This window comes from Streptomyces sp. NBC_01410 (assembly GCF_045040195.1).
Classification (GTDB): Bacteria; Actinomycetota; Actinomycetes; order Streptomycetales; family Streptomycetaceae; genus Streptomyces.
In genome coordinates, this window is record NZ_CP109530.1 from 2442991 (window position 1) to 2466063 (window position 23073).

Annotated in this window: 19 protein-coding genes; 11 read left to right on the forward strand and 8 right to left on the reverse strand. The window is 70.8% G+C overall.

From position 1 onward, the window contains the following. Nucleotides 1–6: 6 nt before the first annotated feature. The 5 genes from OG741_RS11290 to OG741_RS11310 all read right to left on the reverse strand — a co-directional run bounded on the left by OG741_RS11290 (nt 7) and on the right by OG741_RS11310 (nt 6429). A complete protein-coding gene (locus tag OG741_RS11290; protein WP_405596684.1) occupies nt 7–3138 on the reverse strand; it encodes an efflux RND transporter permease subunit in 3132 nt (1043 codons plus the stop codon). Nucleotides 3139–3294: 156 nt separating this feature from the next. Next, nucleotides 3295–3981 (reverse strand): response regulator transcription factor, encoded by a 687-nt coding sequence (locus OG741_RS11295; protein WP_266477251.1) that lies wholly within the window; start codon nt 3979–3981, stop codon nt 3295–3297. Beyond that, entirely contained in the window at nt 3978–5198 is a 1221-nt protein-coding gene (locus OG741_RS11300; protein ID WP_405596685.1) for a sensor histidine kinase, read from the reverse strand. Before OG741_RS11300 ends, OG741_RS11295 begins: the two co-directional genes overlap by 4 nt. 148 nt (nt 5199–5346) lie before the next feature. Beyond that, complete coding sequence (locus OG741_RS11305) at nt 5347–5625, reverse strand: hypothetical protein (protein ID WP_405596686.1); 279 nt, start codon at nt 5623–5625, stop codon at nt 5347–5349. A 9-nt stretch (nt 5626–5634) separates the two neighbouring features. Then, entirely contained in the window at nt 5635–6429 is a 795-nt protein-coding gene (locus OG741_RS11310; RefSeq protein ID WP_266477245.1) for a PspA/IM30 family protein, read from the reverse strand. A gap of 292 nt (nt 6430–6721) precedes the next feature. On the opposite strand from OG741_RS11310, the gene OG741_RS11315 reads away from it, so the two are divergent. From OG741_RS11315 to OG741_RS11325, 3 genes are all read left to right on the forward strand, one after another. Next, nucleotides 6722–7318 carry a DUF3043 domain-containing protein gene (locus tag OG741_RS11315; RefSeq protein WP_405596688.1) on the forward strand — a complete coding sequence of 199 codons (597 nt, stop codon included), beginning with the start codon at nt 6722–6724 and terminating at the stop codon, nt 7316–7318. 68 nt (nt 7319–7386) lie between these two features. Beyond that, nucleotides 7387–8112, forward strand: a complete 726-nt coding sequence (locus OG741_RS11320) for a bifunctional 2-polyprenyl-6-hydroxyphenol methylase/3-demethylubiquinol 3-O-methyltransferase UbiG (protein WP_266477243.1) — start codon at nt 7387–7389, stop codon at nt 8110–8112. A gap of 100 nt (nt 8113–8212) precedes the next feature. Continuing rightward, nucleotides 8213–9982, forward strand: a complete 1770-nt coding sequence (locus OG741_RS11325; protein WP_405596689.1) for an ABC transporter ATP-binding protein — start codon at nt 8213–8215, stop codon at nt 9980–9982. Nucleotides 9983–10127: 145 nt separating this feature from the next. Here OG741_RS11325 and OG741_RS11330 read toward each other — a convergent pair whose 3' ends face one another. Next, a complete protein-coding gene (locus OG741_RS11330; protein ID WP_324972549.1) occupies nt 10128–10337 on the reverse strand; it encodes a hypothetical protein in 210 nt (69 codons plus the stop codon). Between the two features lie 96 nt (nt 10338–10433). On the opposite strand from OG741_RS11330, the gene OG741_RS11335 reads away from it, so the two are divergent. The 4 genes from OG741_RS11335 (at nt 10434) to OG741_RS11350 (ending at nt 15315) form a co-directional block, all read left to right on the forward strand. Next, nucleotides 10434–11636 (forward strand): bifunctional adenosylcobinamide kinase/adenosylcobinamide-phosphate guanylyltransferase, encoded by a 1203-nt coding sequence (locus OG741_RS11335; RefSeq protein ID WP_405596690.1) that lies wholly within the window; start codon nt 10434–10436, stop codon nt 11634–11636. Between the two features lie 45 nt (nt 11637–11681). Continuing rightward, on the forward strand, nt 11682–12752 hold the full coding sequence (gene cobT, locus OG741_RS11340) for a nicotinate-nucleotide--dimethylbenzimidazole phosphoribosyltransferase (RefSeq protein ID WP_405596691.1): 1071 nt from the start codon (nt 11682–11684) through the stop codon (nt 12750–12752). 80 nt (nt 12753–12832) lie between these two features. Then, nucleotides 12833–14608 carry a phosphatidylglycerol lysyltransferase domain-containing protein gene (locus OG741_RS11345; RefSeq protein ID WP_405596693.1) on the forward strand — a complete coding sequence of 592 codons (1776 nt, stop codon included), beginning with the start codon at nt 12833–12835 and terminating at the stop codon, nt 14606–14608. After that, on the forward strand, nt 14605–15315 hold the full coding sequence (locus OG741_RS11350; protein WP_405596694.1) for a hypothetical protein: 711 nt from the start codon (nt 14605–14607) through the stop codon (nt 15313–15315). The genes OG741_RS11345 and OG741_RS11350 overlap by 4 nt, the downstream gene beginning before the upstream one ends. Here OG741_RS11350 and OG741_RS11355 read toward each other — a convergent pair. Further along, complete coding sequence (locus OG741_RS11355) at nt 15264–16019, reverse strand: hypothetical protein (protein ID WP_324977735.1); 756 nt, start codon at nt 16017–16019, stop codon at nt 15264–15266. The genes OG741_RS11350 and OG741_RS11355 overlap by 52 nt on opposite strands. A gap of 79 nt (nt 16020–16098) precedes the next feature. Between OG741_RS11355 and OG741_RS11360 the strand changes: the two genes are divergently transcribed. Beyond that, complete coding sequence (locus OG741_RS11360; protein ID WP_405596695.1) at nt 16099–16872, forward strand: adenosylcobinamide-GDP ribazoletransferase; 774 nt, start codon at nt 16099–16101, stop codon at nt 16870–16872. On the opposite strand, the gene OG741_RS11365 is transcribed toward OG741_RS11360, so the two are convergent. Continuing rightward, nucleotides 16869–17657: an endo alpha-1,4 polygalactosaminidase gene (locus OG741_RS11365; RefSeq protein WP_405605514.1), complete on the reverse strand. Its 789-nt coding sequence runs from the start codon at nt 17655–17657 to the stop codon at nt 16869–16871. The two genes, OG741_RS11360 and OG741_RS11365, sit on opposite strands and share 4 nt — an antisense overlap. Before the next feature lie 337 nt (nt 17658–17994). Here OG741_RS11365 and OG741_RS11370 point away from each other — a divergent pair, with 337 nt between their 5' ends. The 3 genes from OG741_RS11370 to sucB all read left to right on the forward strand — a co-directional run bounded on the left by OG741_RS11370 (nt 17995) and on the right by sucB (nt 23039). Continuing rightward, a complete protein-coding gene (locus tag OG741_RS11370) occupies nt 17995–19539 on the forward strand; it encodes a leucyl aminopeptidase (protein WP_266477226.1) in 1545 nt (514 codons plus the stop codon). 278 nt (nt 19540–19817) lie between these two features. After that, nucleotides 19818–21206, forward strand: a complete 1389-nt coding sequence (lpdA, locus tag OG741_RS11375) for a dihydrolipoyl dehydrogenase (protein WP_266477224.1) — start codon at nt 19818–19820, stop codon at nt 21204–21206. Between the two features lie 54 nt (nt 21207–21260). Next, entirely contained in the window at nt 21261–23039 is a 1779-nt protein-coding gene (gene sucB, locus OG741_RS11380) for a 2-oxoglutarate dehydrogenase, E2 component, dihydrolipoamide succinyltransferase (protein WP_405596697.1), read from the forward strand. The last annotated feature ends 34 nt before the right edge of the window (nt 23040–23073 follow it).

Below are 23073 nucleotides of genomic sequence, written 5' to 3' on the forward strand. Positions count from 1 at the left end.
GCCTGGTTACACGCCTGCCGGAGCCGGTTCCTCCGCGTTCTCGGAGTGCGGCTCACTCGCCGCGCCCGACCCGGCTGCCCGCTTCGCCGCCTTCTTCTTCGCGCGGCGTTCCTTGCGCAGCTCCACCATCGCGTACAGCGTCGGCACCAGCAGCAGCGTCAGCAGCGTCGAGGTGATCAGACCGCCGATCACCACCACCGCCAGCGGCTTGGCGATGAAGCCGCCCTCGCCGGTGACGCCCAGCGCCATCGGGAGCAGCGCGCAGATCGTCGCCAGTGCCGTCATCAGGATCGGGCGGAGCCGGTGGCGGCCGCCCTCGACGACCGCTTCCACCACGCCCAGGCCCTGGGCCCGGTACTGGTTGATCAGGTCGATCAGCACGATCGCGTTGGTGACCACGATGCCGATGAGCATCAGCATGCCGATCATCGCCGGGACGCCCATCGGCGTACCCGTCACGATCAGCAGACCGAGCGCGCCGGTCGCCGCGAACGGGATGGACACCAGCAGGATCAGCGGCTGGACCAGGCTCCGGAACGTCGCCACCAGCAGCATGAAGACGATGGCGATCGCCGCCAGCATCGCCAGGCCCAGCGAGGCGAAGGCGTCGTCCTGGTCGGAGGAGACGCCGCCGATCGAAGCGGTCGCGCCCTCCGGGAGGTCCAGGGACTTCAGCTTGCTCTGGAGCGAGGCGGAGACCGCGCCCGTGTTGTCGCCGGTCGGCTTCGCCGTGATCGTCGCGGCCCGCGAGCCGTCGATCCGGGTCATCGAGACCGGGCCGGGGACCAGCTTCACATCGGCGATCTCACCGAGCTTCACCGCGCCGAGCGAGAGGTCGCGCAGCTCGGCCAGCGTCGTGGCCGGCTTGGCGGAGGTGATGACGACATCGCGCTCGGTGTCGTCGAGGATCGCCTTGCCCGAGGGGGTGCCGCGCACCGCCTGGCCGACGGCCAGACCCAGCGTGGTCTCGTTGAAGCCCGCGTCCGCGGCCTTCGCGTTCGCCCGGACGGAGATCCGCGGGATGCTCTGCGCCAGGTCGCTCTGTACGTCGGTGACGTCGTCGAGCTTCGCGACCTCGGCCCGTACCGCCTCCGAGGCCTTCTTCAGGGTGTCCGCGTCGGACGCCTTGACCACGACGCTCAGGTCCTGGTTGCCGAAGCCGTCGCCCGCCGCGATCGTCGTCTCGCCGATGCCCTTGAGCTTGCCGAGCTCCTCGTCGATACGGTCGCGGGTCTTCTCGTACGACCCCGCGTCCTTCAGCGTGAGCTGGTACGAGGCCTGGTTGGCGCCCGTACCGCCGCCGAAGGCCGCCATGAAGCCGGAGGAGCCGACGGTGACCTGGTAGTCCTTGACCTCGTCGATGCCGTCGAGGACCTTCTCGACCTTCCTGGCGGAGGCGTCGGCCGCCTCCAGGCTGGTGCCGGGGGCCAGTTCCTGCTTGACGGACATGACCTCCTGCTCGCCCTGGTCGAAGAAGTTGGTCTTGAGCAGGGGTGCCATGCCGAAGGTGCCGACGAGGACGAGCAGCGCCAGGGCGACGCTCGTGAGGCGGCGGCGGGTCGCGAAGCGCAGCACCGGGACGTACAGCCGCTGGAGCGGGCTGCGCGCCTCCTTCTCCTCCGCCTTGCGCCGGGCCTCCTCCGGGTCGATGCCGCGTACGGCCTTCGGCGCGCGCAGGAACCAGTACGAGAGCACCGGCACGACGGTCAGCGAGACCAGCAGCGAGGCGAGCAGCGCCGCCGTGATGGTCAGCGAGAACGAGCCGAACAGCTCGCCGACCATGCCGCCCACCAGGCCGATCGGCAGGAACACCGCGACGGTCGTCAGCGTGGACGCGGTGACCGCACCGGCCACCTCCTTGACCGCGGTGATGATCGCGCTCTGCCGCTCCTCGCCGTAGCCGAGGTGCCGCTTGATGTTCTCCAGGACCACGATCGAGTCGTCGACGACCCGGCCGATCGCGATGGTCAGCGCGCCCAGCGTGAGCATGTTGAGCGACAGGTCGCGGGTCCACAGCACGATCAGCGCGAGTACGACCGAGAGCGGTATGGAGACCGCGGTGACCAGGGTGGAGCGGAGCGAGGCCAGGAAGACCAGGATCACAATGACCGCGAAGAGCAGGCCGAGCGCGCCCTCGGTGGTCAGACCGGAGATCGACTTGGAGACGGCCGGGCCCTGGTCGGAGACGACCGTCAGCTCGGCGCCGGAGCCCAGATCCTTGCGGAGCTTGGGCAGCTTGTCCTTGACGGCGTCCGAGATGGCGACGGCGCTGCCGTCGTTGTCCATGGTGGCGAGAACGGCGAGGCTCTGCTTGCCGTTCGTACGCGTGATGGAGACCCGCTCGGACTCCTCCTGCTTGACCGTGGCGATGTCACCGAGGCGCACCGGCCTGCCCTTGACCGGGGTCACCCGCAGGTCCTCGATCTGCTGCAGCGTGGTGAAGCCTCCGCCGACCTGGACGGTGCGGCTCTTGCCGTCCTCGGAGAAGGAACCGGCGGGCATGGTGGCGCCGCCCGCCTTGAGTGCCTCGCCGAGGGCCAGGGTGTTCAGGCCCGCGTCGGCGAGCTTCTTCTCGTCGGGGGTGACGGAGACCTGGAGGTCCTGGACGCCGTCGACCGAGACCTGTCCGACGCCGTCGATGTCCTCGATGGCCGGGACGACGGTGCGGTCCAGCTGGTCGGCCAGCGCCTGCTGGTCCCTGGACGAGGTGACGGCGAGGACGACGGTCGGGATGTCGTCCGTCGAACCGGCGACGACCTGCGGGTCGACGTCCTCGGGCAGCTGGGTGCGGGCCCGGTTCACGGCCTGCTGGACATCGGCGACGAGCTGCTTGGTGCCGTCCCCGTACTCGAAGCTGGCCATGATCACGGCGTTGCCCTCGCTCGCCGTGGAGGTGATCCCCTTGATGCCGTCGACGGCCTTCAGGGTCGATTCGAGCGGTTCGACGACCTGCTTCTCGACCACATCGGGGGACGCGCCCTGGTAGGGGGCGAGCACCGACACCATCGGGAGCTCGATGGACGGCAGCAGCTGCTGCTTGAGCTGCGGGATGGCGATCGCTCCGAAGACGATCGCGACGATCGACATCAGACCGACAAGGGCCCGTTGCGACAGGCTGAATCTGGACAGCCAGGACATGGGGTCTCTCTTCTGTGGCTTGCGCGGCAGGAAGGACTCGAAGGGGGGCACAGCTGCCCGCTTATACGATCAGGCATTCGAAGAGGCCCGACCGTCGCTCCCAGGTCCCGTTCCTTATGCCGCGCATACCGCAGCTGGAGTAGGCGGACCGCCGGCTCACTCCACCCTTGGACGTACCAGGCCCGATTCGTAAGCGACAACCACCAATTGGGCGCGGTCGCGGGCGCCCAGTTTCGCCATCGCCCGGTTCACATGGGTCTTGACCGTCAGCGGGCTGACCGCGAGACGCTCGGCGATCTCGTCGTTGGAGTGGCCCCCGCCGACCAGGACCAGGACCTCGCGCTCGCGGCCGGTGAGCCCGGCAAGGCGCTCGGAGTACGCCTGGGTCTCCTGCCCGTCGTCCGACGTGCCGCCCTGCGCGAGGAACTTGGCGATCAGGCCCTTGGTGGCGACCGGCGAGAGCAGCGCCTCGCCCGCGGCGGCGATCCGGATGGCGTTGAGCAGTTCCTCCGGTTCCGCGCCCTTGCCGAGGAAGCCCGAGGCCCCCGCCCGCAGCGACTGCACGACGTACTCGTCGACCTCGAAGGTGGTGAGCATGACGACGCGTACGTGAGCCAGCTCCGGGTCCGCGCTGATCATGCGGGTCGCGGCGAGCCCGTCCGTACCGGGCATCCGGATGTCCATCAGGACCACATCGGCCTTGGCGGAGCGGGCCAGGGCGAGAGCCTCGGCGCCGTCCGCGGCCTCGGCGACGACCTCCATGTCGGGTTCGGAGTCCACCAGGACCCGGAACGCGCTGCGCAGCAGTGTCTGGTCGTCGGCGAGCAGCACCCTGATCGTCATCTGTCCTCCCCCGTACGGGTCTTGAGAGGAAGTATCGCCTGCACACGGAAGCCGCCGCCGTAACGGGGGCCCGCGGTCAGCGCCCCGCCGAGTGCCGTGACCCGCTCGCGCATCCCGAGCAGACCGTGACCGCCGCCGTCCGTCTGCCCGTCGGGGTCCACGCCGTTGTCGAGGACCGTGACCTCCAGCGTCGGGCCGACCCGGATCACGCTGACCTCGGCCTTGGCGTCCGAGCCCGCGTGCTTCTGCACATTGGTCAGCGCCTCCTGGATGATCCGGTACGCCGCGAGGTCGACGGCGGCCGGAAGCCGCACGCCGTCGTCGGCGCGGGCCACCTCGACCGGCAGTCCGGCCTGCCGGAAGGTGAGGACCAGCTCGTCGAGGACCTCCAGGCCGGGGGCCGGTTCGGTGGGGGCCTCGGGATCGCCGGACTGCCGCAGCAGTCCGACCGTGGCACGCAGTTCGTTGAGCGCGGAGCGGCTGGCCTCCCGCACATGGGCGAGGGCCTCCTTGGCCTGGTCGGGGCGTTTGTCCATGACATGCGACGCGACTCCGGCCTGCACATTGACCAGGGCGATGTGGTGCGCGACCACATCGTGCAGATCGCGGGCGATGCGCAGCCGCTCCTCGGCGACCCGCCGCCGGGCCTCCTCCTCGCGGGTGCGCTCGGCGCGCTCGGCCCGTTCCCTTATCGCGTCGACGAAGGCGCGGCGGCTGCGCACGGCATCGCCCGCGGCGGCCGCCATCCCGGTCCAGGCGAAGATGCCGAGGTTCTCCTGCGTGTACCAGGGGGTCGAGCCGAAGAACATCGCCGCGCCGGTCAGCACGGTCATGGTCAGCAGGCCGACCCGCCAGGTGGTGGGCCGGTCGGTGCGCGAGGCGACCGTATAGAGCGCGATCACCGCGCTCATCGCGACCGGGGCCGGCGGCTCCCCCACGACCAGCTCGAAGACGGACACCACCGAGGTGAAGACCAGGACGGGCATCGGGTTGCGGCGGCGGAAGACGAGCGCCCCGGCCACCAGGACCATCAGCACCACACTGCGCAGCTCGGGGGTGCGGCTGCCGAACTCCGGGCCGTGCCGCCCGTTCGGGTCGGCGAAGGACCCGGCGACCATGCAGATCAGCACGACCGCGGCCAGCGCGCCGTCCAGCGCCAGCGGATGCGCGCGGAGCCAGTGCTGGGTGCGGGCGAACCCGGTGGCGAGTGAGGTCACATCGAGCAACGGTACGGCGTGCCGCGGCAGCCGCGTACACCCGCGAGCACAGCAGAGAACAGCAGAATGCCCCGCTCCGGATCAACGGGGCGGGGCACGCTGTCTGTTGGAGTGCGGAGGCCGGCCGGGGGCCGTCGGCCGGGGATCGTCAGCCCGGAATGAGGCCGTCGTCGCCGAGCAGTTCCCGTACGTCTTCGAGCGTCGCGTCCGGAGCGGGAAGGATCAGCTCGGACGGCTCCAGGGAGTCGTCCGGCAGCGGCTCGCCGAGCTCCCGGACCTTCCCCAGGAGCGCGTGCAGAGTGCGGCGGAAGCCGGGGCTGTCGCCGCTCTCCATCTCGGCCAGCAGCTCGTCGTCGAGCTTGTTCAGTTCGGTGAGATGGCTCTCGGCCACCTCCAGCTGACCCTCCCCCATGATCCGTACGATCATGACGAGTCCCTACTGCTTGTCGAACTTCGGGCGGTTCTGCTGCGAAGCGGCGTCCTGCGTGCCGTTGCCGCCTTCGATCGCCTGCTGCGAGGAGCTCGGGCCGCCCGCCAGCTCGGCCTTCATCCGCTGCAGCTCCAGCTCTACATCAGTACCACCGGAGATGCGGTCCAGCTCGGCGGCGATGTCGTCCTTCGCCATCCCGGACTGGTCGTCCAGGGCGCCGGAGGCCAGCAGCTCGTCGATCGCGCCGGCCCTGGCCTGCAGCTGCGCGGTCTTGTCCTCGGCCCGCTGGATCGCCAGGCCGACGTCGCCCATCTCCTCGGAGATACCGGAGAAGGCCTCGCCGATCCGGGTCTGTGCCTGGGCCGCTGTGTAGGTGGCCTTGATGGTCTCCTTCTTCGTACGGAAGGCGTCGACCTTGGCCTGCAGCCGCTGGGCCGCGAGGGTGAGCTTCTCCTCCTCGCCCTGCAGCGTCTGGTGCTGCGTCTCGAGGTCGGTGACCTGCTGCTGGAGCGAGGCACGGCGGGACAGCGCCTCACGCGCCAGGTCCTCACGGCCGAGCGCCAGCGCCTTGCGGCCCTGGTCCTCCAGCTTGGTCGACTGTCCCTGCAGCTGGTTCAGCTGCAATTCCAGCCGCTTGCGGGAGGTCGCCACATCGGCGACTCCGCGGCGCACCTTCTGCAGCAGTTCCAGCTGCTTCTGGTACGAGTAATCGAGGGTCTCGCGCGGATCCTCGGCCCGGTCAAGGGCCTTGTTTGCCTTCGCGCGGAAGATCATCCCCATACGCTTCATGACACCGCTCATGGGCTTCGCGCGCCCCCTTCTGACGGACTCAGCTTCAGCACTCCAACAGAACCCACAGTACGGGCCCTGCATCCATTACCGCACTGTTCGGGAGCGGATGCGCTCCTCCCCAAGGACGACTGCTCACGGGGCCGATCAGGCCCAAGGAGTAGGTGACCGTCAGGGAAACCACGGGTGACGTCCGCTCTGTCCGGCTTGTGACCGGCTTCTGTTCTGTACTGACGCTCGGTGTTGCCGGATCGTTCCCCACCGGCGTTGGGTCCATGCCTTCCACCCCGTACCCTTGGGCTTTGTGTTTGGTAGCCGTTCCAAGGAAGAGAAGTCCCCCACCGCCAAGGTGCAGGTAGACCTCTCCAAGCAGCCCCGCGACCCCGAGGCCCCGAAGGGCCGCCCCACGCCCAAGCGCAGTGAGGCCCAGACCCAGCGTCGCCGTGCCTCCAGCGCGCCGGCCGACCGCAAGGAGGCCTCGAAGCGCCAGCGGGAGGCCCGCCGCGCCGACCTGGCCCGGCAGCGCGAGGCCCTCGCCAGCGGCGACGAACGGTATCTGCCGGCCCGTGACAAGGGACCGGTGCGCCGGTTCGTGCGGGACTTCGTCGACTCCCGCTTCTGCATCGCCGAGTTCTTCCTGCCGCTCGCGGTGGTGATCCTGGTCCTGAGCATGGTCCGGGTCGGCTCGCTGCAGAACATCGCACTGCTGCTGTGGCTCGGCGTGATCGTGCTGATCATCGTCGACTCCATCGGCCTGGCGTTCCGTATGAAGAAGCAGCTGAACGAGCGCTTCCCGAACGAGCCCAAGCGCGGGGCGGTCGCCTACGGCCTGATGCGTACGCTCCAGATGCGCCGACTGCGCCTGCCGAAGCCGCAGGTCAAGCGCGGAGAGCGGCCCTGAGCCCGGAGGTCTCCGGATTCGGGGGCGCTTCGGCCGAATGGCTGGCCGGGCTGGGCGGACTGCGCAACATGGTCCGCCAGGAGCTCGTCGCCCGGCAGCTCGACGAGCAGATAGCCGCGCGCTATCCGGTCGGACAGCGGCTGCGGATCCTCGACGTCGGCATGGGCCAGGGCACCCAGGCCCTGCGCCTGGCGCGGGCCGGTCACACCGTGACGGGCCTGGAGTCCGACGCCGAGATGCTCAAGGCGGCCCATGAGTCGCTGGCCGGCGAGCCGGCGGGGATCCGCGAGCGGGTCCGGCTGATCGAGGGCGACGGCCGCGAGACCGGGGTGCACTTCCTGCCCGGCAGCTTCGACGTGGTGCTCTGCCACGGGGTGCTGATGTATGTCCAGGAGCCGGACGCGATGCTCGCGGGGCTGGCCAGAATGCTCGCGCCGGGGGGCCTGCTCTCCCTGCTGGTACGCAACGGCGACGCGCTCGCCATGCGGCCCGGCCTCGCCGGGGACTGGCCGGGGGCACTGACCGCCTTCGACTCGGACACGTACACCAACCGGCTCGGGCTGTCGGTGCGGGCGGACCGCCTGGAGGCGCTGACGGCGACCCTGGCGGGGATCGCGGCGCCGCTGCACGCCTGGTACGGCGTCCGGGTCTTCACCGACAACGTGCCGAACGACGCCCAGCTGCCCGCCGCGACGGAGCTGGAACGGCTGCTGGCCGCGGAGGACCGGGCGGGGCGCACGGAGCCCTACCGCCGGGTGGCGGCGCTCCTGCATCTGTGCGGAGTACGGGGCTGAGGACGCGGCTGCGGACACGACCTAGGCCGCATCCGGCCGAATTCGTGGCTGAATTCGGCTTCGGCACAGGCATGTTGGGGCTTTTCGCGTCCTCACTCAAGTGACCACCGCAGAAGCCACAGAGAAGCCGCCCGTCAGACTCCCGGCCCGGGAAACCTGGCGGGCGCTGTACACACATTTCCGGCCGCACCGCTGGGTCGTGGCGCTCGGCGCGTCCCTGGCCCTGGTGGGCACGGTGACCGCCCTCGCCCAGCCGCTCGCCGCCAAGTCCCTGGTCGACAAGCTCGGCCAGGACGAGTCGATCACCGGCGTCCTGCTGCTGCTCACCGCCCTGGTGGTGCTCGGCACGGCCATCGAGGCGGTGGGCACGTACATCCTGGAGCGCACCGCCGAGTCCGTGGTCCTGGCCGCACGCCGCTCGCTGATCGGGCGGCTGCTGCGGCTGAAGCTGCCCGAGGTGGAGCGCACCCAGCCCGGCGATCTGATGTCCCGCGTCACCTCCGACACCACGCTGCTGCGCGCGGTGACCACCCAGTCGATCGTCTCGGCGGCGACCGGCGGGCTCGCCTTCCTCGCCACGATCGTGATGATGGGCCTGATGGACGTGGTCCTGCTCGGCGTGACGCTCGGCGTGATCGTGCTGATCGGCGGCTGTGTCGGCCTGCTGATGCCGAAGATCGCGCAGGCGACGAAGCGCTCGCAGGAGGCGGTCGGCGAGATATCCACCGTGCTGGAGCGAGCCTTCGGAGCCTTCCGTACGGTCAAGGCCTCGGGCGCCGAGGAGCGCGAGACGGAGGTCGTGGCCAAGGCCGCGCGGGAGGCGTGGCGGCACGGCGTACGGTCCGCGAAGTGGCAGTCGGCGGCCTGGTCGTCGGTGGGCCTGGCGGTGCAGGTGTCGTTCCTTGCGGTATTGGGGATCGGCGGGGCGCGGGTCGCCTCGGGCGCGATCTCCGTCTCGACGCTGGTGGCCTTCCTGCTGTTTCTCTTCTATCTGATCGACCCGGTGTCGAAGCTGGTGGAGGCGGCCTCGCAGTACCAGGTGGGCTCGGCGGCGATCGCGCGGATCGTGGAGGCGGAGCGGCTGGAGACGGAGACGCTGACACCGCCTCAGGGCGTCCCCGGCACGGGGCCCGCGTCGGTCGTCTTCAAGGACGTCACCTTCCGCTACCGGGACGATCTTCCCTATGTCCATCAGGGCGTCTCCTTCGAGGTGCCCGGCGCGGGGATGACGGCGTTCGTCGGCCCGTCGGGCGCGGGCAAGACGACGGTCTTCGGGCTGATCGAGCGCTTCTACGAGGCGGGCGGCGGCCGGATCCTCGTGGACGGCAAGGACATACGGGACTGGCCGCTGGCCGATCTGCGGGCCTCGATCGGCTATGTCGAGCAGGACGCTCCGGTTCTGTCGGGAACGCTGCGCGAGAACCTGGTCTTCGCGGCGCCGGGCGCGAGCGAGGAGCAGATCCGGGACGTTCTCGTACGGGCCAGGCTCGATGCTCTGGTTGACCGGCTGCCGGACGGTCTCGAGACGGTGGTCGGGCACCGCGGTTCCAAGCTCTCGGGCGGCGAGCGGCAGCGGGTGGCGATCGCGCGGGCGCTGCTGCGGCGGCCGCGGCTGCTGCTTCTGGACGAGGCGACCTCGCAGCTGGACGCGGTCAACGAGATGGCGCTGCGGGATGTGGTCGCCGAGGTGTCGCGCGAGGTGACCGTGCTGGTGGTGGCCCACCGGCTGTCGACGGTGACGCTGGCGGACCGGATCGTGGTGATGGACGCGGGGAAGGTGCGAGCGGTGGGGACGCACGGGGAGCTGGTGGCGTCGGATCCGCTGTACGGGGAGCTGGCGGCGACGCAGTTCCTGGCGACGGCGCGCTGATCTGGGCGGGGCGGGGGGCGCCTGCGGCGGGCCTGTTCCCCACCCCGCCCCTTCCCGCAACCCGGGGCCCTGCCCCCGGACCCCCGCTCCTCAAGCGCCGGAGGGGCTGAAGCTCAGCCCCTCCGGCTGACGAACCTGAGCCCTGTTACCCCTGGTCCGCGTGCAGGCTCATCGGGCCGTAGATCTTCGTGCCGTCCTCCGACAGCACCACCTGGTCCGCCCCGCCCTCCAGCAAGTCCTTCCAGACCTCGCCGATCCAGGACTCCGCGTCACCCTGCGTCGTGAACTCCTCCGGCTGCACCGCCGGCTGGACCTCCGTTCCGTCGGACTTCTCGAAACGCCACGTCCATGCCATGTCCGCCTCCCACTCCCAGGGGCCATCAGCTGATCACTGCTGCCCGCAGCGTAGCCGGGCGCGCACGCCCCGCGGTGACGCGGGAGGATCAGAGGCGTGGAACTCACACTGCTCGGCACCGGCGCGCCCGCCGGACTCCCCCGGCCCGACTGTCCGTGCGCCGTCTGCGCCACCGCGCGCGGGGCGTCCGCGCGGGCCGCCACCGCGCTGCTCGTGGACGGGGCCCTGCTGCTCGATCTCACGCCCGCCGCCGCCCTGGCCGCCGCGCGGGCGGGGCATTCCCTCGTCGGCGTACGGCAGGTGCTGCTGACGCATCCGCACGACGGGCCCGCGGTCGATCTGCCCGCCGGGCTGCCCGCGGCCGGGCGGGTGCCGGACGGGCGGGAGTTGACGCTGATCAGCGGGCACCGGGTGCGGGCCGTGTCGATGGACAACCCGGGCACGGGGTACGAGGTGACGTCGCCGGACGGCGAGCGGTTGCTGTATCTGCCCCCGGGCGGCGCACCCGCGGGTCTCGCGGAGGGCCTGGCCGCGTACGAGATGGTCGTCGGCGATGTCGTGGGGCGGCCCGACGCGATCGCCCGGCTGCGCGCGTCCGGGGCGATCGGCCCGACCACCGATGTCGTCGCCGTGCACCTGGACCACGACGTTCCCGGCGGCGTCCCGGAGCTGGCTCGCCGGCTCGCGGCCGCGGGTGCGCGGGCCGTGCCCGACGGGACGACGCTGATCGTGGGCGAGTACCACGCCGTACCGGATCTCCCCCGCCGCACCCTTGTCACCGGCGGCGCCCGCTCGGGCAAGTCGCTGGAGGCCGAGCGCAGGCTGGAGACCTTCCCCGAGGTGCTGTACGTCGCGACGGGCGGCGGCCGGGAGGGGGACACCGAGTGGGCATCCCGGGTGTCCCTGCACCGCGAGCGCCGTCCCGGCTCCTGGCGTACGGCAGAGACCTGCGATCTCGTACCCCTGCTCGCCGAGGACGGGCCGCCGCTGCTGATCGACTGTCTGTCGCTGTGGCTGACCGACGCGATGGACAAGGTGGGCGCCTGGGACGACGCGACCTGGGACACGGGCGGCGAGGACGCGCTGCGCGAGCGGGTCGCCGAGCTGGTCGCTGCCGTACGGGCCACCTCCCGCACCGTCGTCGCGGTGACCAACGAGGTCGGCAGCGGCGTCGTGCCCGCCACCGCGTCGGGCCGCCGCTTCCGCGACGAACTGGGCCGTCTCAACGCCGCTTTCGCCGACGAGTGCGAGCACCTCCTGCTGGTCGTCGCGGGCCAGGCCATCGTGCTGCGCAGCTGACGGGCGCCGCACGGACACGGCATGGCTGCCGGTACTGTTCGGCGAATGAGCAGGCTGAATCTCGATGACTTCTCCGATCTGATCGAGCGCCCCGACAGCGGCATCCGGCGTGACGCCGAGGAACGCCGGGAGCGGCTGATCGTGACGCCCGGTTCCCTCGGGCGGCTCGACGAGCTGGGCGAGTGGCTCTCCACCGCGCAGGCCTCGGTGCCGGTCAGGCCCATCGTGCAGCCGCGAGTGGTGCTCTTCGCCGGTGATCACGGAGTGGCCCAACTGGGCGTCTCCGCCCGGGAGTCCGGCTCCGCGCACCGGCTCGTGCGCGCCACGCTGGAGGGCGGGAGCCCGGTCGCCGTGCTGGCCCGCCGGGCGGGTGTGCCGGTGCGGATCGTGGACGCCGGTCTGGACTGCGACCCGGAGCTGCTGCCCGAGGAGGTCGTACGCCACCGGGTGCGGCGCGGCAGCGGACGGATCGACATCGAGGACGCGATGACGATCGAGGAGACCGAGGCGGCCGTACGCCTGGGCATGGCGATCGCCGACGAGGAGGCCGACTCCGGCACGGATCTGGTCGTACTCGGCGATCTGAGCGTCGGCGGCACCACGCCCGCTTCCACACTGATCGCCGCGCTGTGCGGCACCGACGCCTCGGTGGTGACCGGCCGCGGCGGCGCGGGCATCGACGATCTGGCGTGGATGCGCAAGTGCGCGGCGATCCGCGACGCGCTGCGCCGCGCCCGGCCGGTGCTGGGTGATCAGCTGGAGCTGCTGGCGGCGGTGGGCGGCGCGGATCTGGCAGCGACGACCGGCTTCCTGCTGCAGAGCGCGGTACGCCGGATGCCGGTGATCCTCGACGGAGTCGTATCGGCGGCGTGTGCGCTGGTCGGGCAGCGTGCCGCGTTCCGCGCGCCGGACTGGTGGCTCGCGGGCCAGGTGAGCGGCGAACCGGCGCAGGCGAAGGCACTGGACCGGATGGCGCTCAACCCGCTGCTCGATCAGGGCGTCACTGTGGGCGAAGGAACCGGGGCATTGCTCGCGCTCCCCCTCGTGCAGGCGGCTGCCGCGCTCGCGGCCGAACTGCCGGAGCGCACAGAGCCGGTGGAGAGCGATTCGGACTGACGCGACGGCGCGGCCGCCAGTAACCAGGCGACCGCGGCCTCGCCCATCTTGGCGCGTGATGCCCCATATCATCGCGTTTCATGGGAGAGGTCCGTTTGTCCAGCGTAGAGACGAGCCCCGGCACGAGCCGCAGCACCCACCGCTCACGGCGCAGCGCGGCGTTCGCCGTCTGGTATCTGCGCGCCGTGACGTTCATCAACCTCCTGAGCGCCGTCTGGGTCTCTCTCGGCCAGGATCTGCGGCGCCACAACATCGATGACTACTTCACGCCGTATCTGCTGACCGCGGGCTTCGCCTCCGGAGCCTTCACCCTCTTCCTGGCCATCACCATGCGCCGCCGCAAGCGGGCGGCGTGGATCCTCAACTTCGTACTGGCGGGGCTCTTTCTGCTGCTCTTCGTCCTCGCGATCGCCGTCGACCCCGAGATCCGCGAGCACGCCCAGAACTGGATGTCGCTCGGCCTGACCACCGCCTTCGTGCTCGCCCTGGCGCTCGGGCGGCGGGAGTTCTACGCGAAGGGCGACCGCTCCAACCCCCGGCTGGCCGCGGCCGTCGCCGCCGGCGGGCTGCTGGTCACCTCGCTGCTCGCCGCCATACTCGTCACCGCCACCAACTCCTCGACGGGCCACTCCACCTTCCTTGAGCGCTGGCGCTACGGCACGATGCGCCTGGTCTCACTCGCCGCCGACGACTCCCGCTTCGCCGGGATCGCGACGCCCGGCTGGGTGAACGTCACCATCAACGTCCTGTCCACGCTGCTGCTGCTCGCCGTGCTGTACGCGGCCTTCCGCTCCCGGCGGGCCGTCGACCCGCTCACCGAGGACGACGAGGAACGGCTGCGCGTGCTGCTCCAGCGCCACGGCGACCGGGACTCGCTCGGCTACTTCTCGCTGCGCCGGGAGAAGAGCGTGGTCTGGTCCCCCACCGGCAAGGCCGCCGTCGTCTACCGGGTCGTCGGCGGGGTCTCGCTCGCGTCGGGCGACCCCATCGGCGACCCGGAGGCCTGGCCCGGCGCGATCGCCCCCTGGCTGGCAGAGGCCCGCGAACACGGCTGGATCCCCGCCGTGATGGGCGCGAGCGAGGAAGCGGGCACCATCTACGCGCGGCACGGCCTGGACGCGCTGGAACTGGGCGACGAGGCGATCGTCGAGACCGACGACTTCACCCTGGACGGGCGCGCGATGCGGACCGTGCGGCAGGCCTGCAACCGGGTCAAGCGCGCCGGTTACGAGGTGCGGATCCGCCGCCACGAGGAGATCGCGCCCGAGGAGATGGACGTCCTTCTCCGGCGGGCGGACGACTGGCGCGACGGGGCCACCGAACGCGGCTTCTCGATGGCGCTCGGCCGGCTCGGCGATCCGGGCGACGGCCGCTGCGTGATACTCGAATGCACGGACGGCGACGGCGCGCTGCGGGCGGTGCTGAGCTTTGTGCCCTGGGGCCCCAAGGGCCTCTCGCTCGATCTGATGCGGCGTGACCGGGACTCCGAGAACGGCCTGATGGAGTTCATGGTCATCGAACTCCTGCAGCGCGCGAGCGAGATCGGGATCACACAGGTCTCGCTGAACTTCGCGATGTTCAGGTCGGTCTTCGAACGCGGCTCGAGGCTCGGCGCCGGTCCGGTGCTGAGGCTGTGGCGCTCCCTGCTCAGCTTCTTCTCCCGCTGGTGGCAGATCGAGTCGCTCTACCGCGCCAACGCCAAGTACCGACCGATCTGGGAGCCCCGTTTCATGCTCTTCGAGAAGAGCGCCGACCTGCTGCGCATCGGCATCGCCGCGGGCCGCGCCGAGGGCTTCCTGGAGGCGCCCGGTCTGCCCAAGTGGATGCACCGCAGACACCTGGAGACCAAGCGTTGAGCACACTGAACGCGTTCGCGCGCCGCGAGTGGGAGCCCCTGTACTCGACGCTTCGGACGGCGATCGTCACCAAGAAGTGGCGGGCCGTTCCGATGACGCTCGGGGCGGTCTGCCTCACCGCGCTCTTCCAGGTGGTGCAGAACCAGTCCTGGGGCTTCGGCCCCGTGCGCGACATCGGCTTCGTCAAGGCTGACGACCCGCTGTGGGTGGCCCTGCTGCGCACCCCGCTGTCGCTGTTCGTGCCCGCGCTGGACCTGCCGGTGTGGGGAGCGCTGGCACAGGTGCTGCTGGTGTTCGGGATCGCGGAGATCTGTCTGGGCGTGTGGCGGACGCTGGTCATCGCGTACGTGGCGACGCTGGCCGGGACGACGTACGCACGGATCGGCATCTCGCTCGGTCCCGACCATGTTCTCGGGCTGCCCCCCTCCGACGCCCAGGTCGTCGACACCGGGCCGTCCGCGGCCGTCATCGGTCTCGCGCTCTTCGTCTGCTGGCGCTACCACGCCTGGTTCACGGCCTCGCTGGTGATCGCCGCGATGATCATCGAGGTGCTGGTCAAGAACAACCTCGCGGGCAGGGAGCATCTGGCGGCGATCGTCGCCGTGTTCGCGGTGATCGGGATTTCGGCGCTACGACGGCGAAGGCGGCGCAGACTTCAGCGCTCGCGCACGGCGGGCCGGTCGGGCGCGCCGCCGATCAGGTCCTGAAGCTTGCGCCGTTTGCGGTCCCAGCGGCGGTCGTGGCGGAAGGAGCGCAGCCGGGCCTTGGCACGGGCCTTGGGCCGGTTGCGGTAGAAGCGCCGGGCCCAGGGCGAGCCGGGCCGGGCGAGACGTACCGCCCCGAACATCCCCACGAACGGCACCAGAACGCTGATGAGGGCCATCCGCGGCTTGCCCTTGAACATCGTGATGAGCACCAGCAGAAAGTTGATCACCAGCGTCAGGATCAGCGAGGCACGGTCCTGGCGTTCGTCGGCGCTCATGTCGTTGACGCCGAGCGGCGCGAAGCCGCTGAGGACCAGCAGCGCCAGGGCCGCGGCGAGCACCACGACCTCCACGCTCTGACGCCCCTGCTCGCTCCAGTAGACGTCGTCGAGATGGAGGATCAGCGCGAACTCGTCCAGGACGAGGCCCGCGCCCATGCCGAAGATGACCGCGCAGACGGCGGCGGCGACGCCGTGCCGTCCGCTGCCGACCGCGCCGAAGCCGCCGATGACGGTGAGGATGACGCCGGGGACTACATGGTGGATGTGCATGCCGCCGGGCGTGACGTTCCGGAACGGCCCGCGCCCCGCCCTGATCATCCGGACGATCGTGCGGGTGATCAGGAAGGTGAGCACGAACGAGGTCAGCGCGAGCAGCATCGGGAGCTTTCCCGGCTCTGTGATGTTGCGGTAAAACCAGTGACCCATGCCACCTGCTCCCGATATGTGGTTCTTGCGCAATTTACCCTCTGCCGGGCCGACTGGTGGGCCGGGCTACCCTTCGCCGGTGATCTCTTCGGCCGGTATACGTTTCGCCTTCGGCACCCTGACCGTCCTTCCGGTCCGCGTGAAGCGCTGGGACCGGGACGCGGCACGCACCGGAATGCTGTGCGCGCCGGTGGCCGGTCTGGTCGTGGGCCTGTGCGCGGCGGGCATCGGCGGAGTGCTGACGCTGCTGGGCTCGGGCCCGCTGCTCGCGGCCGTCGCCACCGTCGCCGTCCCGGCGGCGCTCACCCGCGGCCTCCATCTCGACGGCCTCGCCGACACGGCCGACGGTCTCGGCAGCGCCAAGCCCGCCGAGGACGCGCTGCGGATCATGAAGCAGTCGGACATCGGTCCGTTCGGGGTCATCACGCTGCTGTTCGTGCTGCTCGCGCAGGTCGCAGCGGTGGCCGGGCTGTACGCCGAGGGCTGGGCGTACGGCGCGCTCGGCGCGGCGGTCTCGGCCGTGACGGCCCGACTCGCCCTCACCCTCGCCTCCCGCACGGGCATCCCGGCGGCCCGCCCGGAGGGCCTGGGCGCGGCGGTCGCGGAAAGCGTTCCCGTACGCACCGGGCTGGCCGTCGCGGCACTGGTCACCGCAGGCTGCGCGGCCGCGGGCACGCTCCTGGGCGGATACGGCGCACTGCACCAGGCCGTGGCGGTCCTGGCCGGTCTGGGCGCGGCCCAACTCCTGCTGCGTCACTGCGTACGGCGCTTCGGCGGGGTGACCGGGGACGTCTTCGGCGCGCTGGCCGAGACCGCTGCGACGGCCGCGCTGATCGCGCTGGCCCTCGGTTAGCAGGGCTGGCGCCAGACCCCCAGTTCGTACTTCTTCAGCATCGAGCTGAGCTTCAGCCGCCGGGCCTCGGGACAGAACTCACTGGTCTTCAGCTCGTACTCGACATGGAAGACCGCCTTGCCCGCCTCGATGAACGGCGTCATCTCCTCGCACTCCTCGTGCTCCGCGCACTGTTCGTTGACCGCGAAGTCGAAGTCCCCCAGCAGCTGCGGAATCTGGTCCAGATCGTTCTTGAGGCCCACGGACATGCCGCGGTCGTGGGCGAGGCGGGCGATCAGGCGGTTGTAGCGCAGCTGGTCGGCGGCGGTGAGGGGGAAGCCGGTGGTGTTGGCGTAGCCGTCCATGTTGTCCGGCTCCACCGCGTCGAACCCCTTGGTGCGGCACATGTCGATGCGTGCCGCCATGAGGGGTTCGAGGATGTCGGTACGGCGGATGTCGAGCCAGCGCTCGCCGTCCCAGCCGTTGCCCTTGCCGAGAACCGACTTCGGGAACTTCCCGGCGTCCGGGCGGAAGTCCTCCCAGGCGCCGGTGGAGAGATAGCAGATGACCTTGCGGCCACGGCGGTGCAGATCGTCGACCGCGGCCTTCTGGTGGTCGAAGCCATCGATGTCGTACACCGGCACATCCACGGTCGGATCGAGCCTGCCGCTGAGCTGCCACTGCCAGGCCACACCGGGCTCGGGCTGCCAGCGCCCGGCGGTCGGCCCGGGGGTCGGCCTGTCGCTGTGAGGTGATGTGGTGCAGCCCGCGAGTACGAGCAGGAGCAGCGCCGGCAGCAGCGGCAGACGTCTCGGGCCGCGGGGCCGTTCGGCGGGATGCTCGTCGTAGGGCGCCGGCACGTTCTTCACGGAATGCTTCTCGGACACAGGCGAAGCGTACGGAGGACCCGGGGGAGATGATGCGAAGGAGCCCCTTGCTCCCTCGCCCGAACGGGGCGAGTGTGACCGAGGTCTCGCCACCCCGGCGCAGAACATGACAGAGGCGCCACGGACGGGTGAACCACCGCCGCCGTGAGCGAGACATGTGACCGCGCGTAGGCTCTTGCCCGGCGTGGGATGCCGATCCATCCCCTGTACACGGCTCTACGGCCCCGGAACTCAACGGAAGCGAGATTTCACCACCGTGACTGCTCTCACTCTCAGCACCGCCGGCGCGGCGACGCTCCGCGCCGACGCCCTCGTCGTCGGGGTCGCCAAGGGCGCCAAGGGCCCGGTCGTCGCGCCGGGCGCCGAGGCCGTGGACAAGGCGTTCGACGGAAAGCTCGCCTCCGTGCTGGAAACCCTCGGCGCCTCGGGTGCCGAGGGCGAGGTGACCAAGCTCCCGGCCCCCTCCTCACTCAAGGTGCCGGTCATCATGGCCGTCGGCCTGGGCCCGGTCCCCGAGAAGGACGAGGCGTTCACCGCCGAATCGCTCCGCCGTGCCGCGGGCGTCGCCGCCCGCGCGCTGGCCGGTTCGAAGAAGGCCGCCTTCGCGCTGCCCGTCGAGGCGTCCGAGGACGCGGAGGCCATCGCTGAGGGCGCGCTGCTCGGCGCGTACTCCTTCACCGCCTACCAGGGCGGCGAGAAGGACGCGAAGAACGCCAAGACCGGCAACGGCAACGGCCCGAAGCAGCCGCTCGCCGAGGTCGCCCTGCTCGGCGCCAAGCCGCGCGACAAGGCGTACAAGGCCGCGGCCGAGCGCGCGATCGCGCTGACCGAGGAGATCAACCGCGCCCGCGACCTGGTCAACACCCCGCCGAACGACCTCACCCCCGAGGCCTTCGCCGCCGTGGCCACCGCCGCCGGCAAGGAGCACGGCATCAAGGTCCAGGTCCTGGACGAGAAGGCGCTCCTCAAGGGCGGCTTCGGCGGCATCCTCGGCGTCGGCCAGGGTTCGCAGAACCCGCCGCGCCTGGTCAAGCTCTCCTACACCCACTCCAAGGCGGCCAAGACGCTCGCCCTGGTCGGCAAGGGCATCACCTACGACTCGGGCGGCATCTCGCTCAAGCCGGCCGGCCACAACGAGACGATGAAGTGCGACATGAGCGGCGCCGCCGCGGTGTTCGCCGCCGTCGTCGCGGCCGCCCGTCTGGGTCTGGCCGTCAATGTCACCGGCTGGCTCGCGCTCGCCGAGAACATGCCGTCGGGTTCGGCCACCCGCCCCGGCGACGTGCTGCGTATGTACAGCGGCAAGACGGTCGAGGTGCTCAACACCGACGCCGAGGGCCGTCTCGTTCTGGGCGACGCGCTCACCAGGGCCTGTGAGGAGAACCCGGACGCGATCGTCGACGTGGCGACGCTGACCGGCGCGATGGTGATGGCACTGGGCAACCGCACCTTCGGCATCATGGCGAACGACGACGCCTTCCGTACCTCGATCCACGAGATCGCGGAGGAGGTCGGCGAGCAGTCCTGGCCGATGCCGCTCCCCACCGAGCTGCGCAAGGGCATGGACTCCCCGACCGCCGACATCGCCAACATGGGTGAGCGGATGGGCGGCGGCCTGGTGGCCGGCCTGTTCCTGAAGGAGTTCGTGGGCGAGGGCATCACCTGGGCGCACCTGGACATCGCGGGCCCGGCCTTCCACGAGGGCGCGCCGTTCGGCTACACCCCCAAGGGCGGCACCGGCTCGGCGATCCGCACGCTGGTGAAGCTGGCCGAGCGCACGGCCGACGGCGACCTGGGCTAGTCACCGCCGGGCCCGGACCCCGGACCCGTGCCCGATCGCAGGCGGAGGGAATCTTTGAGCCCGTACTGCGTTTGAGGACACGGAGGTCCAGGGTCCGGGCCCGCGGTAGGGGGATACCCCTAAACCGGCCCCGGGTCCCGCCGTCCGTCAACAAGTGCGAAGATGGGTTCTCGGCAGGACAGGGCCCCACCACAGGGCCGAAGAAACAGCGGCCGAACACCAGCCGCCGCCCGGTCACAGAGGACCGGCGACCGGCGCACATGCATGGAGGACGTGACGTGGCGAACGACGCCAGCACCGTTTTCGACCTAGTGATCCTCGGCGGTGGTAGCGGCGGTTACGCTGCGGCGCTGCGTGGAGCTCAGCTGGGCCTGGACGTCGCCCTGATCGAGAAGGGCAAGGTCGGCGGCACCTGCCTGCACAACGGATGCATCCCCACGAAGGCACTGCTGCACGCCGGCGAAATCGCCGACCAGGCTCGTGAGGCCGACCAGTTCGGCGTCAAGGCCGCCTTCGAGGGCATCGACATGGCGGCGGTCCACAAGTACAAGGACGAGGTGATCTCGGGCCTGTACAAGGGTCTCCAGGGTCTGATCGCCTCCCGCAAGGTCACCTACATCGAGGGCGAGGGCCGGCTGTCCTCCCCCACCTCCGTCGACGTCAACGGCCAGCGCGTCCAGGGCCGCCACGTCCTTCTCGCCACCGGCTCCGTACCGAAGTCGCTGCCGGGCCTGGAGATCGACGGCAACCGCATCATCTCCTCGGACCACGCGCTGGTGCTGGACCGCGTCCCGCAGTCCGCGATCGTGCTGGGCGGCGGCGTCATCGGCGTCGAGTTCGCCTCCGCGTGGAAGTCCTTCGGCTCCGACGTCACCGTCATCGAGGGCCTGAAGCACCTCGTCCCGGTCGAGGACGAGAACAGCTCGAAGCTTCTTGAGCGCGCGTTCCGCAAGCGCGGCATCAAGTTCAACCTGGGCACCTTCTTCGAGAAGGCCGAGTACACCGCGGACGGCGTGCGCGTCACGCTCGCGGACGGCAAGGCCTTCGAGGCCGAGGTGCTGCTCGTCGCCGTCGGCCGCGGTCCCGTCTCCGCCGGTCTCGGCTACGAGGAGCAGGGCGTCGCGATGGAGCGCGGCTATGTCCTGGTCGACGAGTACATGCAGACGAATGTCCCCACGATCTCCGCGGTCGGCGACCTCGTCCCGACCCTCCAGCTCGCGCACGTCGGCTTCGCCGAGGGCATCCTGGTTGCAGAGCGGCTGGCCGGTCTGAAGACCGTTCCGATCGACTACGACGGTGTGCCCCGGGTGACGTACTGCCACCCCGAGGTCGCCTCCGTGGGCATCACCGAGGCCAAGGCCAAGGAGATCTACGGTGCGGACAAGGTCGTCGCCCTGAAGTACAACCTCGCGGGCAACGGCAAGAGCAAGATCCTCAAGACCGCGGGCGAGATCAAGCTCGTCCAGGTCAAGGACGGTGCCGTGGTCGGCGTCCACATGGTCGGTGACCGTATGGGCGAGCAGGTCGGTGAGGCTCAGCTGATCTACAACTGGGAGGCTCTGCCGGCCGAGGTCGCGCAGCTCATCCACGCGCACCCGACGCAGAGCGAGGCGCTCGGCGAGGCCCACCTGGCACTCGCGGGCAAGCCCCTGCACTCCCACGACTGAGCCCCCGCGGGCCCGACGACCACTTCCGCACATTCGTTAGGAGCAACAGAAACCATGTCGGTTTCCGTAACCCTTCCGGCGCTCGGCGAGAGCGTCACCGAGGGCACTGTCACCCGCTGGCTGAAGGCCGAGGGCGAACGAGTCGAGGCCGACGAGCCGCTGCTCGAGGTGTCGACCGACAAGGTCGACACCGAGATCCCGGCCCCGGCCGCGGGCATCCTCGCCTCCATCAAGGTCGCCGAGGACGAGACCGTCGAGGTCGGCGCCGAGCTGGCGATCATCGACGACGGCAGCGGCGCGCCCGCCGCCGCCCCGGCTCCGGCTGCCGCCGAGGCCCCCACCGCCGTGGCCGAGACCCCGGCCGCCCCCGCCGCTCCGGCCCCGGCCGCCGAGGCTCCGGCCCCGGCCGCCGAGCCCGCTCCGGCTGCTGCCCCCGCGGGCGGCGCCACCGGTACGGACGTCGTCCTTCCGGCGCTCGGCGAGAGCGTCACCGAGGGCACCGTCACCCGCTGGCTCAAGCAGGTCGGCGAGAGCGTCGAGGCCGACGAGCCGCTGCTCGAGGTCTCCACGGACAAGGTCGACACCGAGATCCCGGCCCCGGCTTCCGGTGTGCTGCTGGAGATCACCGTCGGTGAGGACGAGACCGCGGAGGTCGGCGCCAAGCTGGCCGTGATCGGCGCCGCGGGTGCGGCTCCGGCCGCGGCTCCCGCGCCCGCCGCCCCGGCCCCGGCCGCTGCTCCGGCTCCGGCTGCTCCCGCCCCTGCCCCGGCTCCGGCTGCCCCTGTGGCTCCCGCGGCCCCGGCGGCTCCGGCTCCGGTCGCTGCCCCCGCGCCGGCCCCGGTCGCCGCTCCGGCTCCGGTCGCCCCGGCCCCGGCTGCTCCGGCCGCGCCCGCCGCCGAAGCGAGCGACGCGTACGTGACCCCCCTGGTCCGTAAGCTCGCCGCCGAGAACGGCGTTGACCTGGCCTCGGTCAAGGGCACCGGCGTCGGTGGCCGTATTCGCAAGCAGGACGTCGTCGCAGCCGCGGAGGCCGCCAGGGCCGCCGCTGCCGCTCCGGCTCCTGCCGCCGCCGCACCGGCCGCCGCGAAGGCTCCGGCCCTCGAGGTGTCCCCGCTGCGTGGTCAGACGGTCAAGATGACCCGCATGCGCAAGGTCATCGGCGACAACATGATGAAGGCCCTGCACACTCAGGCCCAGCTGACCTCGGTCGTCGAGGTCGACATCACCAAGGTGATGAGGCTGCGCAACCAGGCCAAGGACGCCTTCGCCGCCCGTGAGGGCGTCAAGCTGTCCCCGATGCCGTTCTTCGTCAAGGCCGCTGCCCAGGCGCTGAAGGCCCACCCGGTCATCAACGCCCGGATCAACGAGGACGAGGGCACCATCACGTACTTCGACTCGGAGAACATCGGCATCGCCGTGGACTCCGAGAAGGGTCTGATGACGCCGGTCATCAAGGGCGCGGGCGACCTGAACCTGGCCGGTATCTCCAAGGCCACCGCCGACCTGGCCGGCAAGGTCCGCGGCAACAAGATCACTCCGGACGAGCTGTCCGGCGCGACCTTCACCATCAGCAACACCGGCTCGCGCGGCGCCCTGTTCGACACGGTCATCGTGCCGCCGAACCAGGCCGCCATCCTGGGCATCGGCGCCACCGTCAAGCGTCCGGCGGTCATCGAGACCGCCGAGGGCACCGTCATCGGCGTCCGTGACATGACGTACCTGGCGCTCTCCTACGACCACCGCCTGGTGGACGGCGCCGACGCGGCCCGCTACCTGACGGCCGTCAAGGCGATCCTCGAGGCGGGCGAGTTCGAGGTCGAACTCGGCCTGTAGGGCTCAACAGCAGTACGACGGCGCCCCGTCCGGA